13 protein-coding genes are annotated in these 20837 nt (G+C 66.3%); 8 read left to right on the forward strand and 5 right to left on the reverse strand.

Translation table 11 applies throughout. The annotated features are described in order from the left end of the window. Positions 1–20 precede the first annotated feature (20 nt). Positions 21–452: a type VI secretion system baseplate subunit TssE gene (gene tssE, locus AB4Y92_RS09330; RefSeq protein ID WP_441819373.1), complete on the forward strand. Its 432-nt coding sequence runs from the start codon at positions 21–23 to the stop codon at positions 450–452. Positions 453–471: 19 nt separating this feature from the next. Here tssE and AB4Y92_RS09335 read toward each other — a convergent pair whose 3' ends face one another. Beyond that, on the reverse strand, positions 472–2379 hold the full coding sequence (locus tag AB4Y92_RS09335; RefSeq protein WP_441819374.1) for an ATP-binding protein: 1908 nt from the start codon (positions 2377–2379) through the stop codon (positions 472–474). Positions 2380–2654: 275 nt separating this feature from the next. Between AB4Y92_RS09335 and AB4Y92_RS09340 the strand changes: the two genes are divergently transcribed. The 4 genes from AB4Y92_RS09340 to AB4Y92_RS09355 all read left to right on the forward strand — a co-directional run bounded on the left by AB4Y92_RS09340 (position 2655) and on the right by AB4Y92_RS09355 (position 11923). After that, positions 2655–3230: a DUF4123 domain-containing protein gene (locus AB4Y92_RS09340; protein WP_441819375.1), complete on the forward strand. Its 576-nt coding sequence runs from the start codon at positions 2655–2657 to the stop codon at positions 3228–3230. Positions 3231–3420: 190 nt separating this feature from the next. Continuing rightward, positions 3421–5610, forward strand: a complete 2190-nt coding sequence (locus AB4Y92_RS09345) for a CHAT domain-containing protein (protein WP_441819376.1) — start codon at positions 3421–3423, stop codon at positions 5608–5610. Positions 5611–5620: 10 nt separating this feature from the next. Continuing rightward, complete coding sequence (locus tag AB4Y92_RS09350) at positions 5621–7249, forward strand: ShlB/FhaC/HecB family hemolysin secretion/activation protein (RefSeq protein ID WP_441819377.1); 1629 nt, start codon at positions 5621–5623, stop codon at positions 7247–7249. A 12-nt stretch (positions 7250–7261) separates the two neighbouring features. Beyond that, complete coding sequence (locus AB4Y92_RS09355) at positions 7262–11923, forward strand: beta strand repeat-containing protein (RefSeq protein WP_441819378.1); 4662 nt, start codon at positions 7262–7264, stop codon at positions 11921–11923. A 120-nt stretch (positions 11924–12043) separates the two neighbouring features. On the opposite strand, the gene AB4Y92_RS09360 is transcribed toward AB4Y92_RS09355, so the two are convergent. Further along, the gene (locus AB4Y92_RS09360) at positions 12044–12481 is read right to left on the reverse strand and encodes a VOC family protein (protein ID WP_441819379.1); all 438 of its coding nucleotides are present in this window, start codon (positions 12479–12481) and stop codon (positions 12044–12046) included. A 127-nt stretch (positions 12482–12608) separates the two neighbouring features. Between AB4Y92_RS09360 and AB4Y92_RS09365 the strand changes: the two genes are divergently transcribed. After that, positions 12609–14123, forward strand: coding sequence for a beta-N-acetylhexosaminidase (locus tag AB4Y92_RS09365; protein WP_441819380.1), 1515 nt, complete (start codon positions 12609–12611; stop codon positions 14121–14123). A 71-nt stretch (positions 14124–14194) separates the two neighbouring features. Here AB4Y92_RS09365 and AB4Y92_RS09370 read toward each other — a convergent pair whose 3' ends face one another. From AB4Y92_RS09370 to AB4Y92_RS09380, 3 genes are all read right to left on the reverse strand, one after another. Beyond that, complete coding sequence (locus AB4Y92_RS09370; RefSeq protein ID WP_441819381.1) at positions 14195–17293, reverse strand: TonB-dependent receptor; 3099 nt, start codon at positions 17291–17293, stop codon at positions 14195–14197. A gap of 514 nt (positions 17294–17807) precedes the next feature. Next, on the reverse strand, positions 17808–18161 hold the full coding sequence (locus tag AB4Y92_RS09375) for a YkgJ family cysteine cluster protein (RefSeq protein ID WP_441819382.1): 354 nt from the start codon (positions 18159–18161) through the stop codon (positions 17808–17810). Between the two features lie 140 nt (positions 18162–18301). After that, a complete protein-coding gene (locus AB4Y92_RS09380; protein ID WP_441819383.1) occupies positions 18302–19201 on the reverse strand; it encodes a LysR family transcriptional regulator in 900 nt (299 codons plus the stop codon). A 156-nt stretch (positions 19202–19357) separates the two neighbouring features. Between AB4Y92_RS09380 and AB4Y92_RS09385 the strand changes: the two genes are divergently transcribed. Further along, the gene (locus AB4Y92_RS09385; protein WP_441819384.1) at positions 19358–20338 is read left to right on the forward strand and encodes an alpha/beta fold hydrolase; all 981 of its coding nucleotides are present in this window, start codon (positions 19358–19360) and stop codon (positions 20336–20338) included. After that, positions 20310–20771, forward strand: coding sequence for a cupin domain-containing protein (locus AB4Y92_RS09390; protein WP_441819385.1), 462 nt, complete (start codon positions 20310–20312; stop codon positions 20769–20771). Before AB4Y92_RS09385 ends, AB4Y92_RS09390 begins: the two co-directional genes overlap by 29 nt. Positions 20772–20837: the final 66 nt, after the last annotated feature.

Consider the following 20837-nt stretch of genomic DNA (forward strand, 5'->3'; position numbering starts at 1 on the left):
GGCCGCGAGCGAACACGACGATGCAAAGCCTGCTCGATCAACTCGACCAGAAAAGCCAGCCCGGCGACCGCCGCGACATCTACGCGATCAGGGCGGCGATTTCGCGCGACCTGGAAAGCCTGCTCAATACGCGCTCTGAAGGAGCGCGGCTGATCCCGGATGCGTTCGAGGAATGCCGCAAGTCGTCGCTGACCTACGGCATTCCGGATTTCTCTTCCTACAGCCTGCTCAACGTGCACGACCGCGACCGTATCCGCCGCGCCCTGGAGCAGGCGGTCGCGCTGCACGAGCCGCGCCTGACCCGGGTCCGGATCTCGCTGGAACCGCAGCGCGCTTTCGAGCGCACCTTGCGGTTCCGCATCGACGCGCTGATGGAACTGGGGCCGGAGCGGGAAAAGGTGCAGTTCGACGCGGTGCTGCAACTCAACACCCAGGTCTATCAGGTGCGCTGAGGCCGGGCGCCGACGGCGCTCAGGCCTGCTTGGTCAGGATCGCCGCCATCATCGCTTCGCGCAGCCGCTCCGGCGGCACCGGCTTGTGCAGCACCGGGATGCGCGCGGCGGTCGCCTCGTGCAGGCGCTCGCCCTTGGTTTCCCCGGTGATCAACAAACGCGCGAACGGACGTACCGCGCCGGCGTCCACGCCGTAGTGCGCGTCGAGCCGCTGCAGCGCTTCCAGGCCGGTGCGGCCGCGCGCCAGCTTGAGATCCGACAGCACGATGTCGGGCGGGCCCCAGTCGCGCAGCGCGGCCACCGCCTGCTCGGCGTCCTCGGCCGCGCGCATATCGCAGTTCCAGCTGTGCATCAGCACGCGCATGCCTTCCAGGATGGCGCGCTCGTCGTCGATCACCAGCACGCGCAGGCCGCTGACATCCAGCGGCGCTTCGGTCGGATGTTCGCGGACGCGGCTGCTGGCTTCCGCGCCGGCGCGCGGGATGGTCACGCTGAACACGCTGCCGCTGCCCGGGCGCGAGCGCAGCACGACTTCGCCTCCCAGCAGATGCATCAATCGATTTACGGTGGCCAGGCCCAGGCCGAGGCCGTGCTCGCGGTTTTCCGCGTCGGCGCGCGCCTGCTCGACCTGGAAGAATTCCTCGAACACGCGCGTCTGGTACTCCGGCGCGATGCCCGGCCCGGTGTCCCACACTTCGATGCGCACGTGCGTGTCTCCGGCGCGGCGCACGCCGACCAGCACGCCGCCGCGCTCGGTGTAGCGCAGGGCGTTGCTGACCAGATTGTTGATGACGCGCGCGAGCATGACGCGGTCGGTATGCACCCAGGCGTCGGTCTTGCGCAGCACCAGCCGCAGCTCGCGTTTCTCCGCGATCATGCGGAAGGTGCGGTTGACGTCTTCCAGCAAGGGGTCGAGGGCGAACTCGCTGAAGGCCGGTTGCATCGCGCCGCTTTCCAGCCGCGACAGGTCCAGCAGTTCCGAGAACAGGCCGTCGAGCGTGGCCACGCATTCCTGGATGTGACTGGCGCGGGTGAGCCGGGCCGGATCGGTTTCGCCGACCTTGAGCGCGGAGGAAAACAGAGTCAGGGCGTACAGCGGCTGGCGCAGATCGTGGCTGGCGGCGGCGAGGAAATGCGCGCGCGCCTGGCTTGCGGCTTCCAGTTTCGCGTTCTTGTGCGCCAGCTCGGAGGTGGCCGCGGCGATGCGCGCTTCGAGTTCTTCCCAGGCCTCGGTGAGGGCGACCGAGGCGGCGTTGAAGCCTTGCTGCAGATGGCCGATCTCGCCGCCGCGAGTGACCGGGACGCGCACGCTGCGCCCGCCGCGTCCGAGCTTGTCCACCGCTTCGGCCAGTTCCAGCACCGGCGCGCTGACTCGCCGGGCCACTCGCCATCCGGTCACGCCGGCGATCACCAGACACACCGCCAGCACCGCCGCGGTCGCCTGCGCCTGGCGCGTGCGGATGTCGTCCATGCGGCGCAGTCCGAACTGCACCCGCACCCAGCCGGGGGAGGGCGCCGAGGCGATAGTGGAGCGGATCTTGCGCGAGACTTCGACGTAGCGCGACTGCGAAGCGGCGGTCGGGCCGAGCGCCTCGGCCAGGATTTCGCCGTCGCGCGAGAGGAACTGTACGCGCACCAGATCGGTATTGCTCGCCAACGGCTTGGCGATGCGCGCCAAGGCCGCGCGGTCGCCTTGCTTCATCGCCGATGAGGCGGCGGCGGCGAAATTCTCCGCCACCACTTCGGCCGAGGCCGAGGTGACCCGCTCGACTTCGCGGCGCTGATTGTCGTTCAGCAACACCGCCAGCAAGATCGCGATCAAGGTGGCGGGAACGATCGCCAGCAGGCTCAGCCGCGCGACCAGCGACAGGTCGTAGGGCCGTCTGCGACGGTCGGGCATGGCCGGATTATGGACATTGGTATTCATCGCCACGGTAATCTAGCGCGTCCGCCGCGATTCGGCGCGATGCGCCGGGCCGGCGAGGCGGGCGGCCTCGGTTTCGATGCGTGGCCGCTGCACAGGCGTTAATCCGTTTCAGATATGGCGGGGGGCCCAGATCGAGAAATCGGTCGATGAATTCCCTCGCCCTGTCGCTCAGGAAGGGCGGCAGTAAACAGGAGCAGGACGATGACAAGGCAGTCGAAAGTGCGCGGCGGACGGCGAGTCCAGGATGGGCGGCCGCCCCGGCACGGGAGACAAGGATGAACGCGGGCGTGCTCGAGCACGTGCTGCACGAACGCTTGTTCACCGGCAGCGGCGATGTCTACGCCGTGCTCGATGGACGCAAGATCCCGGGACTGCCCGAGCGTCTGCGCGCCACCGGCGCGGAGTTCTGGTGTCTGCTGGCCGAAGGCCTGGACCCGGTCCTGGCCGAATGCGCGCCGTATCTGGTGCGGCTGCACTGCGAGGCATCGGCGGTCGCCGCCGCGCTGCGCGCGGTGTGGGAACGCGGCAGCGGCATCGTGCTGTGCACCTGCGACGGCCGCGCGTTGCGCGGGCATCTGCGCGCCTGGTTGCGGATTCCCGGAGCCGACGGCCGCACGCAATTCTTCCGTTTCTACGATCCGCGCGTGCTGCGCACGATTTTGCCGAGTCTGTCCGCCGAGCGGCGCGCGCAATTCCTGGCGCCGCTGGGATGCGTGTACGTCTCGGGCCCAACCCCGGGCAGTCTGATCGAGTTCAGTCGCGATGCCTGTGCGGACGGCTGCGCGCTCGGCGCGGCGGGCACGAACGAGGCGCGCTGCTCGCCCGATCTGCGCGTGGCGAAGCTGGCCTGACCGCTTCGCCGTAAACACACCGTGCGCGATGCCGCCCGGTGTCTGTCATTCGGCCTCCATGCCCGGGCCGCGTAAGCCGAAAGCACTAGTCCCTTTCACGGATAGGCGCGGCGCGCGGGCCTTCCTAGACTCCGGTCGTTGCCGCGATTTGTGATCGCGTTCGACATTCCCCCGGACATGGAGTTTCGGCATGCGCATCATTCGCCCGCTTTCCTGCCAGAAGCGGAATCGCACGGACTCGGCGCTCGCGTCGCGTCTGGCTCATGTCGTATTGATCGCGCTGGCGGCGATCGCGCCTTGCGCATCGGCGCAGGCGCCCGCGCCGGCGCAGACCGCGCAACTGGCGGAAACCGAGCGTCCCGACGTGCGCGCGGCGCTGCACGCGATCTCGCGCATGGACGATGCCGACACCGCCTTGGCCCTGGCCGAAGACGGCGCTGCCTTGTACGAGACCGAAACCGTCAGGCTCGACGGTTACGAATACTGCAGTCAGGCCGTGGCGCTGGCCGATCGCGGCGAATTCCGCCGCAGCGTGCAGGCGGCGAGCAAGGCCTTGCACGTCGCTTTGCAGACCGGCAACGAAGACCTGCTGGCCAAGGCTTACCGCGATCTGGCTATCGTTTTCAGCTACTCCGGCCAGCTCGACCGCGCCGAGACCTTCGCCACGCTGGCGCTGTCCAAGCACGCCGAAGATCCGCAGAAGGTGCACGGCCCGGCGCACAAGATCCTGGGCGACGTGCGTAGCCGGCAACAACGCTATCCGGAGGCGATCGCGGCGTATGAGCAGGCGCTGCAGACCAGCTCCGCGCGCTACCGCCCGCTGGTGCAGGCATCGCTGGCCAACGCGTTGATCCAGTCCGGCGACCTTGTCCGCGCGCAGCGCGAACTCGATGCGCTGCAGGCGCCGGACGATCCCGCGCAGCGCGCTCAGCTGGAACGCACGCGTGGCCGCTTGTTGTTGGCCGAAAACAAGCCGGCGCAGGCGCTGGCCTTGTTCCAGCGCCTGGCCGCGCAGAAGGTTCCCGGCGACGAAGGCAATTACCGGATGTGGGCGCTGGACGGGGTTTCGCGCAGCGAGCAAGCGCTGGGGCACCCGGATCAGGCGGCGCAGGCGCTCGATCAGGCGCTCGCCGCGTTCGACAACGTGCGTGCGCGTTTTCGCAGCGACGAATTCAAGATGGGCTTGTTCTCGGACCTGCAATCGGTGTTCGAGCGCGCGATCCGTCTGTACTCGCAAACCGGCAACCCCGAGCGCGCGTTCGCCGTCAGCGAGCGCAGCCGCGCGCGCGCGTTGCTGGACGCGGTCGCCGACAGAGGCAAGACGCCGGAAGACGCGACCGCGCAGGTGGCCGACGTCGCCAGCCTGCGCAAGCTGCTGCGCGCCGATGAGCGCATCGTCGCCTTCCACTCGCTGCAGGACGAGTTGCTGGTTTGGGTGATCTCGCCGGAGGGCGTGAGCGAGCATCACATCGCGGTGTCGCGCGCCGACCTGGTGCGTCTGGTGGAAGCCTACCGGCAGGCGATCGTCGGCCTGCGTCCGTCCGCGGTCGACGCCGGCGAAAGCATCGCCACCTTGTTGCTGGCGCCGCTCGGCCTGCAAGACGGGCAACGGTTGATCGTGATTCCGCACGGGCCCTTGCATTACCTGCCGTTCCAGGCGCTGCGCGTGGACGGCAAATACCTGATCCAGCGCCATCCCATCGCGATCGCGCCGTCGGTCAGCATCGCCGCGCGCCTGGCCGCGCGCGCGCCCAGGACGGCGCCGCAGTTGCTAGCCTTCGGCAATCCGCTGGTCAGCCCCGCGGTCGCCGAGCCCTTGCCCGGGGCGGAACTTGAAGTCGGCAATCTGGCCGCGCTGTTCCCGCGCCCGCAGGTCTATCTGGAGGCCGCGGCGACGAAAGCGCGTTTCCAGTCCGAGGCGCCCAAGGCGCGCATCGTCCACGTCGCCGCGCATGCCCGCGCCGACATCGCCGATCCGCTGCATTCGCAGATCCTGCTGGCCGACGAGAACGGCCGGCAGAATTTCCTCGAAGCGCGTGAGGTGCTGAACTTGAATCTCAACAACGTCTCGCTGGTGACGCTGTCGGCTTGCGAGTCCGGCCTGGGCCGCGTCGCCGACGGCGACGAAGTGCTGGGTTTCACGCGCTCGTTCCTGTCGGCCGGGACTTCGGCCCTGGTCGCTTCGCTGTGGCCGGTTCCCGACCGCGACACCGAACGCCTGATGACCACCTTCTACACCGATCTGCGCGCGGGCGACGACCTGCAACGGGCGATGCAGGCGGGGCAGCTGGCGGTGCTGGAACACCCGGAAACCTCGCATCCGTTCTATTGGGCGTCGTTCAACCTGATCGGCAATTGGCGCCTGACGGTGGAGAACTGAGATGACGCCGATGCAGCCTTCCGTATTTCGCCTGCCCACGCTCGCCTGCGCCGTGTTGATGGCCCTGTGCGGGCACGCGCGGGCCGAACCCGAACCCGAACCCCAGGCGCCGCAGCAGGCGCTGCCGGAGCCGCAGATGCGGGCGCCGTCGCAGACGCGCTTCACCCTGACCGCCATAAAGTTCGTCGGCAACACGCGTTTCACCGACGGCGATCTGCAGACGATGGTGGCCTATCGGATCGGCCAAGAGGTCACGCTCGCCGATCTGGAAGACATCGCCAAGCGCGTCACCGCGCGCTATCGCGATCGCGGTTATTTCCTCGCCCAGGCCGTGGTGCCGGTGCAGGAAGTGGAGCAGGGCAAGGTCACCATCAACATCGTCGAGGGCACGCTGGGCAAGGTCGGGATCGATGTCGATCCCGACGCGCCGATTCCGGCCGCGCGGGTCGAGAAAACCCTGATGAAGGTGCTGCAGCCGGGGCAGGCGCTCAACGGCCCGCGCTACGAGCGCGCGATGCTGCTGTTGTCGGACTTGCCAGGTATCCGGCCGAAATCCGCGGTCGAATCCGGCGCCGAGATCGGCAGCACCGATCTGAACGTGCAGGTGTCGCGCGGCGAAGCCCTGGGATTCGTGGTGGAGGTAGACAACCACGGCACGCCGGAGTCGGGGCGCATCCGCGCCGGCGGCACCATGCGCTGGGCGAGTCCGAGCGGGCATGGCGACAATCTCGATCTGCGTGTGATGGTGGCCGAAGACGCGCATACCGCGTTCGGCCGTTTGGCCTACGAGCTTCCGGTCGGCTACGACGGTCTGCGCGTCGGCGCCGGCGTCGCCCGCGTGCAGTACGAACTGGGCGGCGAGTTCCGCGCCCTGCACGCCACGGGCACGGCCGACATCGCCGATGTCTCGGCCACCTATCCCTTGATCCGCCAGCGCGGGACCAACCTGTTCCTGCGCTTCGGTTTCGACCGCAAGTCGCTGACCGACGAATTCGAAGCGGTCGATTTCGAGACCGAAAAGCGCATACGCGGCGCGACCGCCGGCTGGTCGTTCGAGCATCGCGATGCCTTGTTCGGCGGCGGCTACACCAGCGTCAACGGCGTGCTCTATCGCGGCGAACTGGATATCCGCGATCCGGTCAGCGAATTCATCGACCAATCGCCGATCGGCCGCAGAACCCAGGGTTATTTCACCAAGTTCACCGTGCAGGCCACGCGCCTGCAAGCCCTGACGCAGGACCTGAGCCTGTTCCTCGGCGTCGGCGTGCAACTCGCCAACCGCAATCTGGATTCCTCCGAGCAGCTTTCGCTGGGCGGTCCCCGCGCGGTGCGCGCGTACTCGACCAACGAAGCGCTGGTGGACGAAGGCTGGATCGCCAACCTGGAACTGCGTTACGCGCTGAACGAGCGCGTGACTCCGTTCTTGTTCTACGACGCCGCCCACGGCGCGTTCGATCACGATCGCTCGCCCTTCGTCCCGGAAAACGGCAAGAGCCTGCGCGGCTACGGCCTGGGACTGAGCTGGGCCCGGCCCGGCAACTGGTCGTTCAACGCCACGCTGGCCTGGCCCGACGGCATACGCGCTGTCGCCGATCGGCGCGAACCGCGCCTGTACCTGCAACTGCAGAAGCACCTCTGAGTGGAGACTCCCATGGGCGCGCAAGCCAATGTCCGATCCATCCATCGCACGCCGCGGCCGCTGGTTCGGCATGCCTTGCCGTTGGCCTTGGCCGCGTCGCTGGCGGCTTCGCTCGCGCAGGCGCAGCCGCCGCTGCCCACGACGCTACCGATCAACGGCAACGTGGTCGGCGGCACCGCCACGATCGCGCTGCCCGGCGGCAACACCATGACCATCAATCAGACCAGCAACGGCGCGATCATCGATTGGGGCAGCTTTTCCGTCGGCAGCGCCGCGACGGTCACTATCACCCAGCCGGGCGCGGCCAGCGTGCTGCTCAACCGCGTGATCGGCGACGGCAGCACGGTGCCGGTCTCGGAAATCTTCGGCGGCCTCAACGCCAACGGCCGCGTGTTCCTGGTCAATCCCAGCGGCGTGCTGTTCGGCGCGGGCTCGCAGGTGAACGTCGGCAGCCTGGTGGCGTCGACGCTCAGCATCAGCAACGCGGATTTCCAGGCCGGCGTGGACAGCGGCCGTTTCGTCTTCGCCGGCAACGGCGAGGGCGTGACCAACAACGGCACGATCACCGCCGCATCCGGCGGCACGGTGGCGCTGCTGTCGAGCGACTCGGTGGACAATACCGGTCAGATCTCGGCCCCTCGCGGCACCATCATCGGCGCCAAGGGCAGCGGCCTCACCCTGGATTTTCAGGGCGACGGTCTGACCCAGGTGACCATCGACGACAGCGGATCGGCGCTGGCTTTCGACATCAACAACAGCGGCACGCTGACCGCCGACGGCGGCCAGGTGGTGTTGACGATACAGAGCAACGACATCACCAGCGGCATCGTCAACACCGGCACGATCCGCGCCCGCACCCTGGAAAATCGCGCCGGACGGGTCACGCTGTCGGCCGGCGCCAAACGCGTGGAAATCGACGGCGGACAGATCGACGTCAGCGGCGCCGACCCCGGCCAGAGCGGCGGCAACATCAACGTGACCGGCAGCGATGTCGGTGTCCTCAACGGCGCGCGGCTCGACGTGTCGGGACAGGCCGGTGGCGGCCGCATGGACCTGGGCAGCAACGACGGCACCTTGGTCGTCGACGCCAGCAGCGTACTCAGCGCCAACGCGACCGATAACGGCAACGGCGGCTATATCGGACTGCAGGGCGGCAACGGCGGGGCGCGAATTTTCGGCGATCTCAGCTCGCATGGCGGCCCCAACGGCGGCTTTGGCGGCCAGGTCGTGACCGGATCGTCGGCCGGCTTCGATCTGCGCGGAGTCCGCGTCAATACCGGCGGCGGGTTCTGGACCGTCGCCGCTTCCAACAATGTTTCGATCGCGCACGGTGCCGCCACCGGCGTCATGCCGGCCGATCCGTACGAAGCGCTCACCACCACCGTTCTTCAGGACGGCGATGTCAATCGCGCGCTCGATGCGGGCAGCAGCATCAATGTCGTCGCCCTGGGCACTACGACCCTGCGCGGCGACCTGAATATCGATGGCTCGGCCGGCGCGGTGGCGATCAATCGCAGCGTCGGCAGCGCGCCGTTGACCGTGATGCTGAGCGCGAAGAACCGGGTGATCGGCAACAACTTCAGCATCGGCTCCAGCAACGGCCCGCTCAATATCGATGTCAACAGCAATGCCGTGATCACGGCCGAGATCAACGGCGGCATCTCCTTCGCCAACGCAAGGCTGCTGAGCAACGGCGGCGCCATCCGGCTGTACGGCCAGAACGATGCCGTCAACGGTTTCGCGACCGCCGCCGGCGGTGTCGCCCTGCAGTTGTTCGGAACGACGCTCGACACGCGCATCGGGCAAAACGATGCCAACAGCGGCGGCAATGTCGTGGTGCGGGGACGGGGATTGGGCGCGAGCGCCGGCGAGTTCGTCGGCGAGGGCATGTTGTTGAGCGACACGCAGGTTCACGCTTCGACCGGCAATATCAGCCTGCTGGGCGTGGGCGATATCGGCTCTTATGGGGTGCAGCTCGACGGCCGTGGGACCAACGCGGGCATGTCGACGACCTCCGGCGCCATCGACATCGTCGGCATCAACGGCGGCGGCTCTTTCCCCAATCAATCCGGCCTCAACGTGGTGGGCGGATTCGCGATTCAAAGCGGCAGCGGACGCGTCCGCCTGAGCGGTCATTCCGGCGTCAACGGCGGTCCCAACGCGGATGAAATCTCCGATGCCCTGGTGATCGAGGACGGCGTGATTACCAGCGGCGGCGGTATCGAGCTCAACGGTTCCTCCGACGGCAGCGGCGTGGGCGTGAGCATCGGCGTGGCCAGCCGCATCGACGGCGGCGCCGGCACGGTGCTGTTGCGCGCCGGCAACAACGGCGCCGCCAGCCCGCTGCAAATCGCGGGCACGGTCACGGCCGGCGCGGTCAATGTGCGCGCGGGCGAAGTCACCGCGGCGGGCGAGGTGCTGGATCGCAACGCCGCGGCGCTGCAGATCGGCGGCGGTGCCGGCGAGTTCGTATCGCTAGCTTCGCTGGCCAATATCGCCGCGCCGAACCTGGTGATCGGCCACGCCGATCACGCCGGCGCGATCACGCTGGCGCAGGCGCTGGCCCGCAGCGGCAACCTGACTTTGCAAAATACCGGCGGCAATGGCGGTATCGCGCTCAATGGCGCGGTGAACCTGGGCAGCGGCACCCTGGCTTTGGTCAGCGGCGGCAACATCGGCCAGAGCGCGGCGGGCGGCATCACCGCGCAAAGCCTGCTAGCCCGTTCGAACAACGGCAGCGTCGATCTGAGCGCGGGGCAGAACGATGTCTCGGGCAATACGCTGGCCGGCGGCGCGGCGGGAGGTTTCAGCTACACCGACATCAACGCCCTGAGCATCGGCACCGTGACGGCGACGGGATTCGACGCGACTGGCGCGGCGAGCGGGCTGTCGGAATCGGGCATCGGCGCGGCCGGTGCGGTGTCGGTGCGCAACAACGCCGGCGACCTGACTTTGAACCAGGATGTCAGCGGCACCGATGTGGATCTGGTCACCGCCGGCCGCTTGCAGAACGCGGCCGGCGCCGGCATCAACGCCAGCAATCGCTGGCGGGTGTGGGCGAACACTTGGGTCGGCGAAACGCGCGGCGGTCTGGCCGGCTCGGGCGCGCTGCCGAACCTGTACAACTGCAGCTTCGGCGGTAGCTGCGGGGTGGTCGTGCCGACCGCCGGCGACCACTTCATCTATGCCGCGCAGCCGACCGCGACGATCGACGTCGCCAGCTTCGTGCGCGAGTACGGGCTGAACAATCCGGCGCTGAGCTTCAGCTTCGCCGGGCTGATCCTCGGCGATACGTTCGGCAACGCGATCACCGGCGATGCCGCAACGCTCGCCACCATCCTCAGCGACGTGGGCAACTACGCGATCGGCGGCAACTTCGCTTCGCCGGCCGGTTACGCCCTGCAGATCAATCCGGGCACGCTGAGCATTACTCCGGCCAGCCTGCTGTTCACCGCGAATCCCTACAGCCGACTCTACGGCGATCCCAACGGCACGTTGAGCGGAACCGTCAGCGGTTTCCGCAACGGCCAGAGCGTGGCCGATCTACTCGGCACACCGGTGTGGACCACGAACGCCACACAGGCCTCGGACGTGGGCAGATACGCCATCGGCCTGAGCGGCGTCTCCTCGCAGAACTACAACTTTGTCGCGGCGCCGGGCAACGCCAGCGCGTTCGACATCCAGAGAGCCAATCTGCTGTTCACGGCCAATCCTTTCAGCCGCCGCTACGGCGATCCCAACGGCGCCTTGAGCGGCACCGTCAGCGGCTTCCGCAACGGTCAGAGCGTGGCCGATCTGGCCGGCAGTCTGGCCTGGACCAGCGACGCCACGCAGGCTTCGGATGTGGGCCAGTACGCCGTCCACTTCGGCGGCGTGTCCTCGCAGAACTATCAGTTCGTCGAGGCGGGCGGCAATGCCACCGCGCTGGAGATCCAGAGGGCGCCGCTGGTGTTCTCGGCCAATCCTTTCATCCGCCTGTACGGCGATCCCAACGGCATTTTGAGCGGAACCGTCAGCGGCTTCCGCAACGGTCAGAGCACGGCCGATCTGGCCGGCAGTCTGGCCTGGAGCAGCGACGCCACGCAGGCTTCGGGCGTGGGCAAGTACGCCATCGGCTTCGGCGGCGTGTCGTCGCGGAACTACGAGTTCGTCGCGGCCGGCAGCAACGCCACCGCGCTGGAAATCCAGAAGGCGACGCTGACTTATGTCGCCGATCCGATCGCGGTGTTGTTCGGGCAAAAGCTAGGCGACTTCACCGGCAGCGTGGCCGGGTTCCGCAATGGCGACACGCTGGGCGGCGCTACGACCGGCGCCCTGAAGTTCTCCGCTGAGGTCGGCGCCGATGCGGTGCCCGGGGTCTACCCGATCCAGGGCAGCGGCCTGGAGGCGCAGAACTATACCTTCGCCCAGGCGCCGGCCAATCTCACCGCGTTGAGCTTGAATTCGTTGCCACCGCCCGCGCTTCCCGACATGACCCGCCTGCCGCCGGACAGCTACGTTTACAGCAGCAATGTCGGCAAGACGCCGACGTGTCCATCGACGGGGCCGCTGGACACTCCGGGGCTGGCGCGCGGCGGCGACACGCTCGCGCGCGAGTGGTCCAAGGTGCGGTCGCGTCCGAACCTCAACAGCTGTCTGGCGAGCGAGCGCAAGAGCGGCTGCGGCGATTTCTGATCGGCGGGCTGTGGAGCAGGGCGACGCTCAGAAGTGCTACAGGCGCTGTCAGGAGGGGAGGCAATCGCCTCCCGACAATGAAGAGGGGCCGCCAGAATTCCTGGCTGGCCCCTACGGGCGTCAGCCGAGTTCTTGCGCGAGTCCGATAAGAAGCCCTTCGGGCCCGCGGATGTAGCAGAGCTTATATACGTCTTTGTAGTTGACCACTTCGCCCACGAGCTGCGCGCCGTGCGCGCGCAGTCTCTCGAATGTGTCGTCGACGTCGTCCACGGTGAACATGGCGCGCAGGTAGCCCAGGGCGTTGACCGGGGCGTTGCGGTGATCCGCTATGACCGTCGGCCGCAGGAAGCGGGAGAGTTCGAGCCGGCTGTGGCCGTCGGGCGTGCGCATCATGGCGACCTCGACATGCTGATCGCCCAGTCCGGTGACGCGTCCGGCCCATTCTCCTTCGATCTCGGCCCGTCCTTCGAGTTCCAGGCCCAGTTCGCGAAAGAAATCGATCGTCCGTTCGAGGTCTTCGACGACGATTCCGACGTTGTCCATCCGCTTGAGCGCCATGTGTCCGATCTCCAAGGGGTTTGGCCCAGTCTAACAACGAACCGGTACACGCTTGCGGCGTGCGTCACTGCCCCTGTGGGCCCGAACTGTGCATCATGCGGGGATATCCCTGCGGATTGCCTGCCAGATGAAAATGCGCTTCAAGCTCGAAGTTCTGCTGCTCTGCCTGACCGCCGTCGCCGCCAGCGGATGCGACCATCGCCTTGCGGCCGCGCAGGCCAAGACGCCGCCGGTGCATATCGTGCCGATTCCGCAGTCGATGGCGGTAACCTCCGGCGAGCTGCGGATATCCGCCGCGGCGGTGGAAAGGGACGCGGCCGCGGTGAGCGCCGGGCGCGCCCTGGACGAATTGCTGACCACGCTGAACATCGGCGGCAAGGGCCCGGCTTTGATACCGATCCGGCTGCAGCTGATCAATGACCCGGCATTGGGCGAGGAAGGCTATCGGCTGGTGGTGGACGATGCGATCGGTCTGAGCGCGCAGACCGACACCGGCTTGTTGCACGCGGTGCAGAGTCTGCGCCAGTTGTTGCCGGCGAAGGCCCAGGCCGACTATCGCCTGCCTCGTGTGGCGATCACCGATGTGCCGGCCTATCGCTGGCGCGGTATTTCCCTGGATGTGGCGCGGAGCTTTCTGCCGGTGGAATACCTGGAGAAGCACATCGATCGCATGGCGCTGTTCAAGTTGAACCGCCTGCACCTGCATCTGACCGACGATCAAGGCTGGCGCATCGAGATCAAGCGTTATCCGAAACTGGTCGAGATCGGCGGCGCCAGCGCGGTGAAGGACGGGCGCGCTGGCTACTACACCCAGGCGGAGCTGAAGCATCTGGTTGCCTATGCGCAGGCGCGCGGCGTCACCATCGTGCCGGAGATCGACATGCCCGGGCATGTGCAGGCGGCGCTGGCTTCGTACAACGAACTGGCTTGCGAGGATGTCAGCAACCTGAGCGCCTACTCGGGCGTGGAAGTGGGCTTCAGCGTGTTCTGCCTGAAAAAGCCCGAGGTCGTGTATCCCTTCGTGCGCAATGTGCTGGAGGAGGTGGTGGCGATCTTTCCGTCGGCCGAAATCCATATCGGCGGGGACGAGATCAAACACCCGCTGTACGCCGATTTCATCGCCCGCACCGCGGCGATGGTGGATGCGATGGGGCGTACCGCCATCGTCTGGGAGGAGGGCTCGGTGGCCGAGATGAAGCCCAACGTGCTGCTGCAGCTGTGGAACGACGGCTACGCCATCGACGCGGCGGTCGCCAAGGGCCATCGACTGATCCTGTCGCCGTGTTCGTATCTGTATGTCGACCACGGCAACTACAAAGGCCAGCCCGGCGCCGACTGGTGCCGCGGGGAGGGAGTGCCGCTGCAGCGGGTCTACAGCTTCGATCCGGCGCCGTTCAAGAGCGCGGTGGGTATCGAGGCCGCGCTATGGACGGAGTACGTGCATTCCGACGCCGCGGCGGACGATCGCCTGTGGCCGCGCCTGGCGGCGGTGGCCGAACTTGCATGGAGCCCGGCCGGGCAGCGCGGTTATGCCGGGTTCGTGCAGCGCATGGGGGCGTTGCGCCCGCAACTGGATGCGCTGGGTATCCACTATCACGCCGAGCCGGATCTGGACTGGGCCGATGCGAAGGATGCGCATTAAGCGGGACGTTGGAAGAGGCTGCCCTCGCGTGCGCAGCGCGAGGGCAAGCCGTCAGCGACCCGATGCGGCGATCAGAACTTGTACGTCAAACCCAGATACATGATTCGGCCGGAGTAGTTGTTGGTCCATAGCCGCGCATCGGTGTCATGGCCCAGGTGCGCCCGCTGCTCTTCCTTGGTCACGTTCAGCACCGAACCGCTCACGGTGAACCGGTCGGTGAGGTTGTAGGACGCATTGAGATCGAGCTGAGCGTAGGGCTCTGTGTAGATGTTCAGGCCGGTGTGCAGGCCGCCGACCACTTCGCCGCGACGGTTGTACGAGGCGCGAACCAGGAACTTCGGGGTCTCGTAGAACACGGTCAGATTGGCCTGGTTCTTGGCGCTGCCCACCAGCGGCGAGCTGGCGATCTGCTCGCCGTTGAGTTCCACCGCGGCCAGGTTGGTGTCGTTGTAGGTGTAATTGGCCTGGAAGCCCAGGCCGAAATCGAAGGTGTGCTGCGCATACACTTCGACGCCCTGCGAGACGCCGTCGCGGCCGTTGGCGGAGGTGCTGTAGTCCTGCACGGTCACCGTTTCACCGCCGATGGTCACCGGCGTGTCCTGCACCACGGGCACGACGAAGTTCTTCACGTTCTTGCGAAACAAGCCCAGACCCAGGACCGAGCCCGGACGGAAGTACCATTCCACGCCGATGTCGAATTGCGTGGCCTCATACGGATCCAGCGCCTTGTTGCTGCCGTTGCCTCGCCAGCCCAGGTCGCTGCCGCCGGCGGCCGAACGGTCGTTGCTGTATTCCGGGCTGTAGTAATTCAACGCGCCGGGATAGGCGATGTCGGTGAAGGCCGATCGCGCGATGACCTTGGAGGCCGCGCCGCGCAGCACGATGTTTTCCGTCACGTCCCAGGCGATATTGAAGCTGGGCAGGTAGTCGGTGTAACTCTTGTCCAGCGTGTTGAGCGCGAAGGTCTTGGACCTGGCCAGCGCCTCGGGCAACCTCACGAAGCCGCTTTCGCAGGTATAGCCGCCGTTGGAGCCCAGCAGCGCGCCCGCGGCGGGATCGGTGCACGACATCGGATTGCCGCCGGCATTGTCGGCGAAGTAATCCGTGAAGCGCTCGACCGCATCGGTCGATGCCGCGCTCTGCTTGGTCTTGACCACGCGCACGCCGAAGTTGCCGCGCAGGCGCTGGGTGCGGAAATTGGCCTGGAAATAGCCGCCCGTGGATTGTTCATCGACGTCGTAGACGAAATCCGGTTCGCGCCGGCTTTGCATGCCGCCGTAGCGGCCGTTGAGATAATCGATGTAGGCCGGGAAGTCGATCCCGGGGAAGACATTGGCGTTGAAGCCGCCGGCGAGATTGCCGATCGGGCTGGACAGGAAGAAGTCCGGGCGGGCGATTCCCGCGGTCGAATCGCAGCCGGCCTGATAGCGCTTGCTGTAATCGCCCGGGTCCGCGCCCTGGCATACCCAGTAGGTGTTGCCGGTGTTGCGATGGACCGCGGCGTCGGTGAACTTGGCGCCGAACTGCACCGATTCGAGCCAGCCGCTCAGGAAGGTCCTGGTGGCGTCGATCTGGAAATGGTCCTGCGAGATGCTGGTTTCCTTCCACGACGAGTCGGTGGAACCGGTATCGATCTCGGCGATGCCGGCCATCAACTGGTTCTGCAGATTCGACGCGAACCTCATCGACGGCGTGCCGGTCAGATCCCACGCGCTGTAGGTATTGCCGGCTTCCCACACGCCGTTGACGTTGCGGCGCGGCTTGGCCGACATGCGAAAGCTCATCGACGGCCCGCCGTCGGACCAGGTCCGTCCCGCCTTGGCCGCGATGTGCAGCAGGTCGGTGGCCTGCCATTCCATCTCGAAGCCGGCGGTCTGCGACAGCGCCTTTTCGCGGCTGTAACCGCCGGTCAGCTGCGGCGTCGGTATGGTGCAGTCGTCCGAGCCCCAGCCGCCGCCGGGCTTGCCCTGCGCCGCGGCGTCGGCATCGCTGCAGGGATAGACCTTGCCCGCGAGTTTTTCGTACTCCGCGGCGGTGACGACCGTGCCGCTGCGATCCAGGGTGAACCCGTTGAGCAGCCGGCCCGATGCCCAGTTGCCGTCGGAATTGAAGCGGGCCAGGTTCCACTCGGGAATCTTCAGGGTGTTGAGCGTGTAGTTGCCTTGCAGCTCGAAACGGAAGTAGTTGGCCGTCAGCGTCAGGTTGTCCGCCGGCTTGAATTGATAGGTCAGCTGCAGGCCCTTGCGTTCGCGCTCTTCCTCGCGCACGCCGAAATTGACCGAGGTCGGCAGGAAGAAACCCGAGTACCTATTGCCGTTCTGGTCGTTGATGGCCGAGCCTTGTCCCCACCAATTGCCGATGCTCGGGTCGAGGCGGCGGCCGTTGGCGTCGGTCACCGGATGGGTGGCGACGCCGTTCACCTTGTCGGTGTACCAGTTCCAGTCCTCGGTGCTGACTTCCATGCTGCGGTTGGTGCGCTTCTGCTGGGTCGCGCCCACCAGGAAACCGAAGCGGCTGTCGTCGCTGTGCCAGGAGTACATGGCCGACAACTGCGGATCGGTGGTCTTGCTGGTGTCGGAGTAGGTGCCTTCGAGCGTGACGAAGCCGGTGTTGGATTCCATCTCCAGCGGGCGCCGGGTACGCAGGATCACCGTGCCGCCGATGCCGCCTTCGTCGATGCGCGCTTCCGGCGTCTTGAACAGCTCCGCGCCGGAGAGCATGTTCGCCGGCAGCAACGTGTAGTTGAACGAGCGCGTGGCCTCGTCGTTGGTTTCCGACGAGGCGACGTAGTTGCCGTTCAACTGGGTCAGGGTGAGGTCCGGGGCCAGGCCGCGGACGCTCACGCTCTTGCCTTCGCCGCCGCTGCGGGTAATCACCACGCCCGGCACGCGCTGCAGCGCATCGGCCACGTTCTTGTCCGGGAACTTGCTGACGTCCTCGGCGGTGATGACTTCGACCACCGCGTTCGCGTTGCGTTTTTGGTCCAGGCTTTTTTCGATCGAATAACGAAAGCCGGTGACCACGACCTTGTCGAGATCGGTGGCCCGTCCGGAGGCATCGGCGGCGGCCGGAGCGGGCTGAGTGTTCTGGGATTGAGCATGTACGCAGACCGGTACATACAGCGCCGCGCACAGCGCCGCGGCCAAGGTGTTGCGAGCGTGGACTTTCATTGAATTACCCCCGGAGTTGCCCCTGTGACTGGTGTCTTGCGCGAGCGACAGCACTTAGATCGATCTAAACAAGGTGTAGACGTGTGGGGTTCTGGCTTGCCTCGATCCGCATAACAAAGCGATTGGATCGATCTAAGTATCACCAGAAGCCGGGGCCTGACGCATGCGGCGGCGCAGCAAGGGCGGTGCTTTGCGAACCGGGTCACCCTTTGGGCTGGCGCATTGGAATGGGCGCCACGGTTTCCGGGATGGGGGGGCAGGCGAGGGGCGCAGGAGGCGTGGCTCACGCCTGCTGTCTATCGCCGCGGCGGATGCAGGCGGCTCGCCGGACGCTGCCGGTATCGATCCGGCAATGGGCGCGATATGCGGCGGCGCCTCAGCGTTCTTCGCGATCGCTGCCGGGCGGTGGGCGCATCCGATAGCGGCGACTGCGGTCAGTCAGATCGGCGGGACTTCGAGCGGGAAGGGCGCTTCAGTCCGGCACGCTCAACGGCAGACAGTTCGTGCCTGTCGGTCAGACCAGCACTTGCCGCGTTTGCCTGAGGAAGTCATGGATTTCTTGTTCGGTTCGCGTATCGATCATGTACACCGGGCGCTGGCCGTTAGGACACAGCAGTTGCGGTGTCGTGCCGAACAGCCGGCAAATCAGCGGCCGCTCGTTGTAGACCTCGCAGCCATGGCTGCCCAGATGCGGGCAGCTCAACTCGGCCAGGGCGGCGTCGTGCTCGGCTTCGCTCTTGACCGGCAGGCGCGCCATTTCTTCCGACGATGCGGTTACCGGGCCGCAGCAGTCATGGCAACCCACGATGCAGGTGAACGAGGGAATTCGCCGGCGCAGCTCATCGATTTTTTGATCGTTGCGCGTCAACGCTGTCTCCCATTACGAGTTGTTACCAAGGACGCTTCGCGTGCGCCGGCCTCGTACTCATTCTCGCACGTCCGGGACGATCACCCGCATGCATCCGGCGATGGCGGCGACTGTTCGCGCGTGCCGGCAGTCCGCGCCCGTCAAGGCAAGCTCGGGTTCTTTCTCAGTTCGGCGACGATCAGATCGAGAAAAGTCCGGACTTTGGGCGAGGTGTATCGACCCTCGCGGTGCAGCACGTGTATCGGCACCTTCGCCGGTTCGAATTCGCTCAATACGATCTGTAACTGTCCGGCGGCCAGATAAGATTCGATCTGGTAAGAAGGCAGCCGCGTGATTCCGAACCCGCTCAAGGCCGCATCGATCCCCGAGTCGTTGCTCGTCACCATCAGCCGCGGCGCGATGCGCTGTGTTTGCTGCTTGCGGCCTTCGCCGAATTTCCAGTCGGTGACCGGGTTGGTGCCCAGGGCCGAGATGATGTCGTGCCCGGCCAGGTCCGCCGGCGTCCGCGGCTGGCCACGTTCGCGCAAGTAATCCGGCGACGCGCACAACACCCTGCGCACATTGGCGACATGGATGGCCTGCAGGCTCGAATCCGGCAGTTCGCCCATGCGCACGCCGACGTCCACGCCTTCTTCCAGCAGATTCACCACCCGGTCCAGGAACATCGCCGATACCTGCACCGATCGATAGCGCCGCAGGTACTGTCCGATGACCGGCAAAACGAAGAGCCGGCCGAACTGCACCGGCGCGGTTACCGTCAGGTGCCCGCGCGGTTCGGCGTCGACGCCGCCGGCCGCTTCGTCCGCCTGGTCCAGTTCGGCCAGGATGCGGCGCGCATCTTCCAGGTAGCGCCGCCCCGCGTCGGTGGCGCGAACGAAGCGGGTGGTGCGGCTGAGTAACTTGACGGCCAGGCGCTCTTCCAGGGTCGCCACCGCCCGGGTCACGGCGGGCGGCGACAGGCCCAGCTTGCGCGCGGCCGCGGCAAAGCTCTGTTCTTCGGCGACGGCCACGAAGACGGTCAGCAGATGGAACCGGTCCACGTCGATTATTCCGATCTAGGGAATAATAAATTTTGATTGGCGATTATTCTTATTGCAAGGGGAATGAGGGAAATTAGCCGCCAGCCCAACCGGCGGCGTCGAAGACGCAAGGTCTCGACGGCCTATCCCCACCTCGATTTCGGATTCGACACGATCATGGACAAACTGCTGACTGCCGTTCTTGCGACCTCGATGCTTCTCCCGGCGGCCGACGCGTCCGCCACGCCGCCGCCGGCGCAAAGCGCCGTGACGCGCCATAACGTGGTCGAAGCCGACGGCGTGGAAATCTTCTACCGGGAGGCCGGCCCCAAGGACGCTCCGGTGATCGTGCTGCTGCACGGCCTGCCCAGTTCGTCGCACATGTACCGCGGCCTGATGCCGCGGCTCGCCGATCGCTATCGCGTGATCGCTCCGGACTACCCCGGTTTCGGCGCCAGCGCCGTGCCCGATCCGGCCGACTACGAGTATTCCTTCGACCGGATCGCGCAGACCATGCATCGGCTGCTGCGCAAGTTGGATGTGAAGTCCTACAGCCTGTATCTGTTCGATTACGGCGCTCCGGTCGGCTTGCGCATCGCGGCCAGCCATCCGGAAGAAATCGAGGGTTTGATCATCCAGAACGCAAACGCATACGAAGAGGGGATGGGCTCGCTGTGGGATCCTTTGCGCGCCTATTGGAAGGAGCGCACGCCGCAGCGTTCGCAACAGATCGCGGACAAGCTGCTGAGTCTGAGCTCCACCCAATGGCATTACCTGCATGGCGTGCGGGATCCGTCGGCCATCGCGCCGGAAAACTGGCTGCTCGATCAGGCCCTGCTGGATCGACCGGGCGTGCAGGACATCCAGTTGCGCCTGCTCTACGACTATGGCTCGAATCCGTCGCACTATCCGGCCTGGCAGGCCTATTTCCGCAAGCACCAGCCGCCGGCGCTGATCGTATGGGGAAAGAACGATCCGATCTTTCTCACCCCCGGCGCCTATGCCTATCAGCGCGACCTGCCCAAGGCGCAAGTCCATCTGTTCGACACCGGCCATTTCGCACTTGAAGAGGACGCCGCGCCCATTGCAGGCTTGATTCGGGATTTCATGGATTCCAACGAGCGCGCGCATGGCGGATCGGCCGGAGCGCTGCGCTGAGCTGAGTCCAGATCAAGGCCGCATGTCAGAAGGAGCCGTCTTCGTGGTGGAGAAAAAATCGCTGACCGATATCGTGCAGGGCCTTACTCATCTGGACGGCCGCACGCCGGAGATGGCATTCGATGGCGCAGCCGATTCGGCGTTCGCCAAGGTCGCGCCATACCGCAATGGCGCGATCTCGGTGGGCTATTACTCCGGCAACACCGAGTGGGAGTGTCATCCGGGCGGGGACGAGATCGTGATGTGCATCGACGGACACACGACCGTGGTGCTGCTCGCGAACCGTGAGCAGCAGCGTATCGATCTGAAGGCCGGCGAGCTTGTGGTGATCCCGCAGGGCCGCTGGCATCGATTCGAGAACTCGGTGCGGCTCAAGGTTCTGGGCGTTACGCCAGAGCCGACGGATCACAGTCTCGACTTGCCGCAGCACTAGCCTTGGTGCTGGGCTGCGCCAAGTCCTCCTCTCCGGCGAGAGAGGAGGACTTGGCACGCTGCAACA

It is taken from the genome of Lysobacter sp. TAB13 (assembly GCF_052113885.1).
GTDB lineage: Bacteria > Pseudomonadota > Gammaproteobacteria > Xanthomonadales > Xanthomonadaceae > Lysobacter > Lysobacter gummosus.

Coding starts and splice junctions, on each gene's coding strand:
- tssE (WP_441819373.1), top strand. CDS start 21: ATGCAAAGCCTGCTCGATCAACTCGACCAGAAAAGCCAGCCCGGCGAC.
- AB4Y92_RS09335 (WP_441819374.1), bottom strand. CDS start 2,379: ATGAATACCAATGTCCATAATCCGGCCATGCCCGACCGTCGCAGACGG.
- AB4Y92_RS09340 (WP_441819375.1), top strand. CDS start 2,655: ATGAACGCGGGCGTGCTCGAGCACGTGCTGCACGAACGCTTGTTCACC.
- AB4Y92_RS09345 (WP_441819376.1), top strand. CDS start 3,421: ATGCGCATCATTCGCCCGCTTTCCTGCCAGAAGCGGAATCGCACGGAC.
- AB4Y92_RS09350 (WP_441819377.1), top strand. CDS start 5,621: ATGCAGCCTTCCGTATTTCGCCTGCCCACGCTCGCCTGCGCCGTGTTG.
- AB4Y92_RS09355 (WP_441819378.1), top strand. CDS start 7,262: ATGGGCGCGCAAGCCAATGTCCGATCCATCCATCGCACGCCGCGGCCG.
- AB4Y92_RS09360 (WP_441819379.1), bottom strand. CDS start 12,481: ATGGCGCTCAAGCGGATGGACAACGTCGGAATCGTCGTCGAAGACCTC.
- AB4Y92_RS09365 (WP_441819380.1), top strand. CDS start 12,609: ATGAAAATGCGCTTCAAGCTCGAAGTTCTGCTGCTCTGCCTGACCGCC.
- AB4Y92_RS09370 (WP_441819381.1), bottom strand. CDS start 17,293: ATGAAAGTCCACGCTCGCAACACCTTGGCCGCGGCGCTGTGCGCGGCG.
- AB4Y92_RS09385 (WP_441819384.1), top strand. CDS start 19,358: ATGGACAAACTGCTGACTGCCGTTCTTGCGACCTCGATGCTTCTCCCG.
- AB4Y92_RS09390 (WP_441819385.1), top strand. CDS start 20,310: ATGGCGGATCGGCCGGAGCGCTGCGCTGAGCTGAGTCCAGATCAAGGC.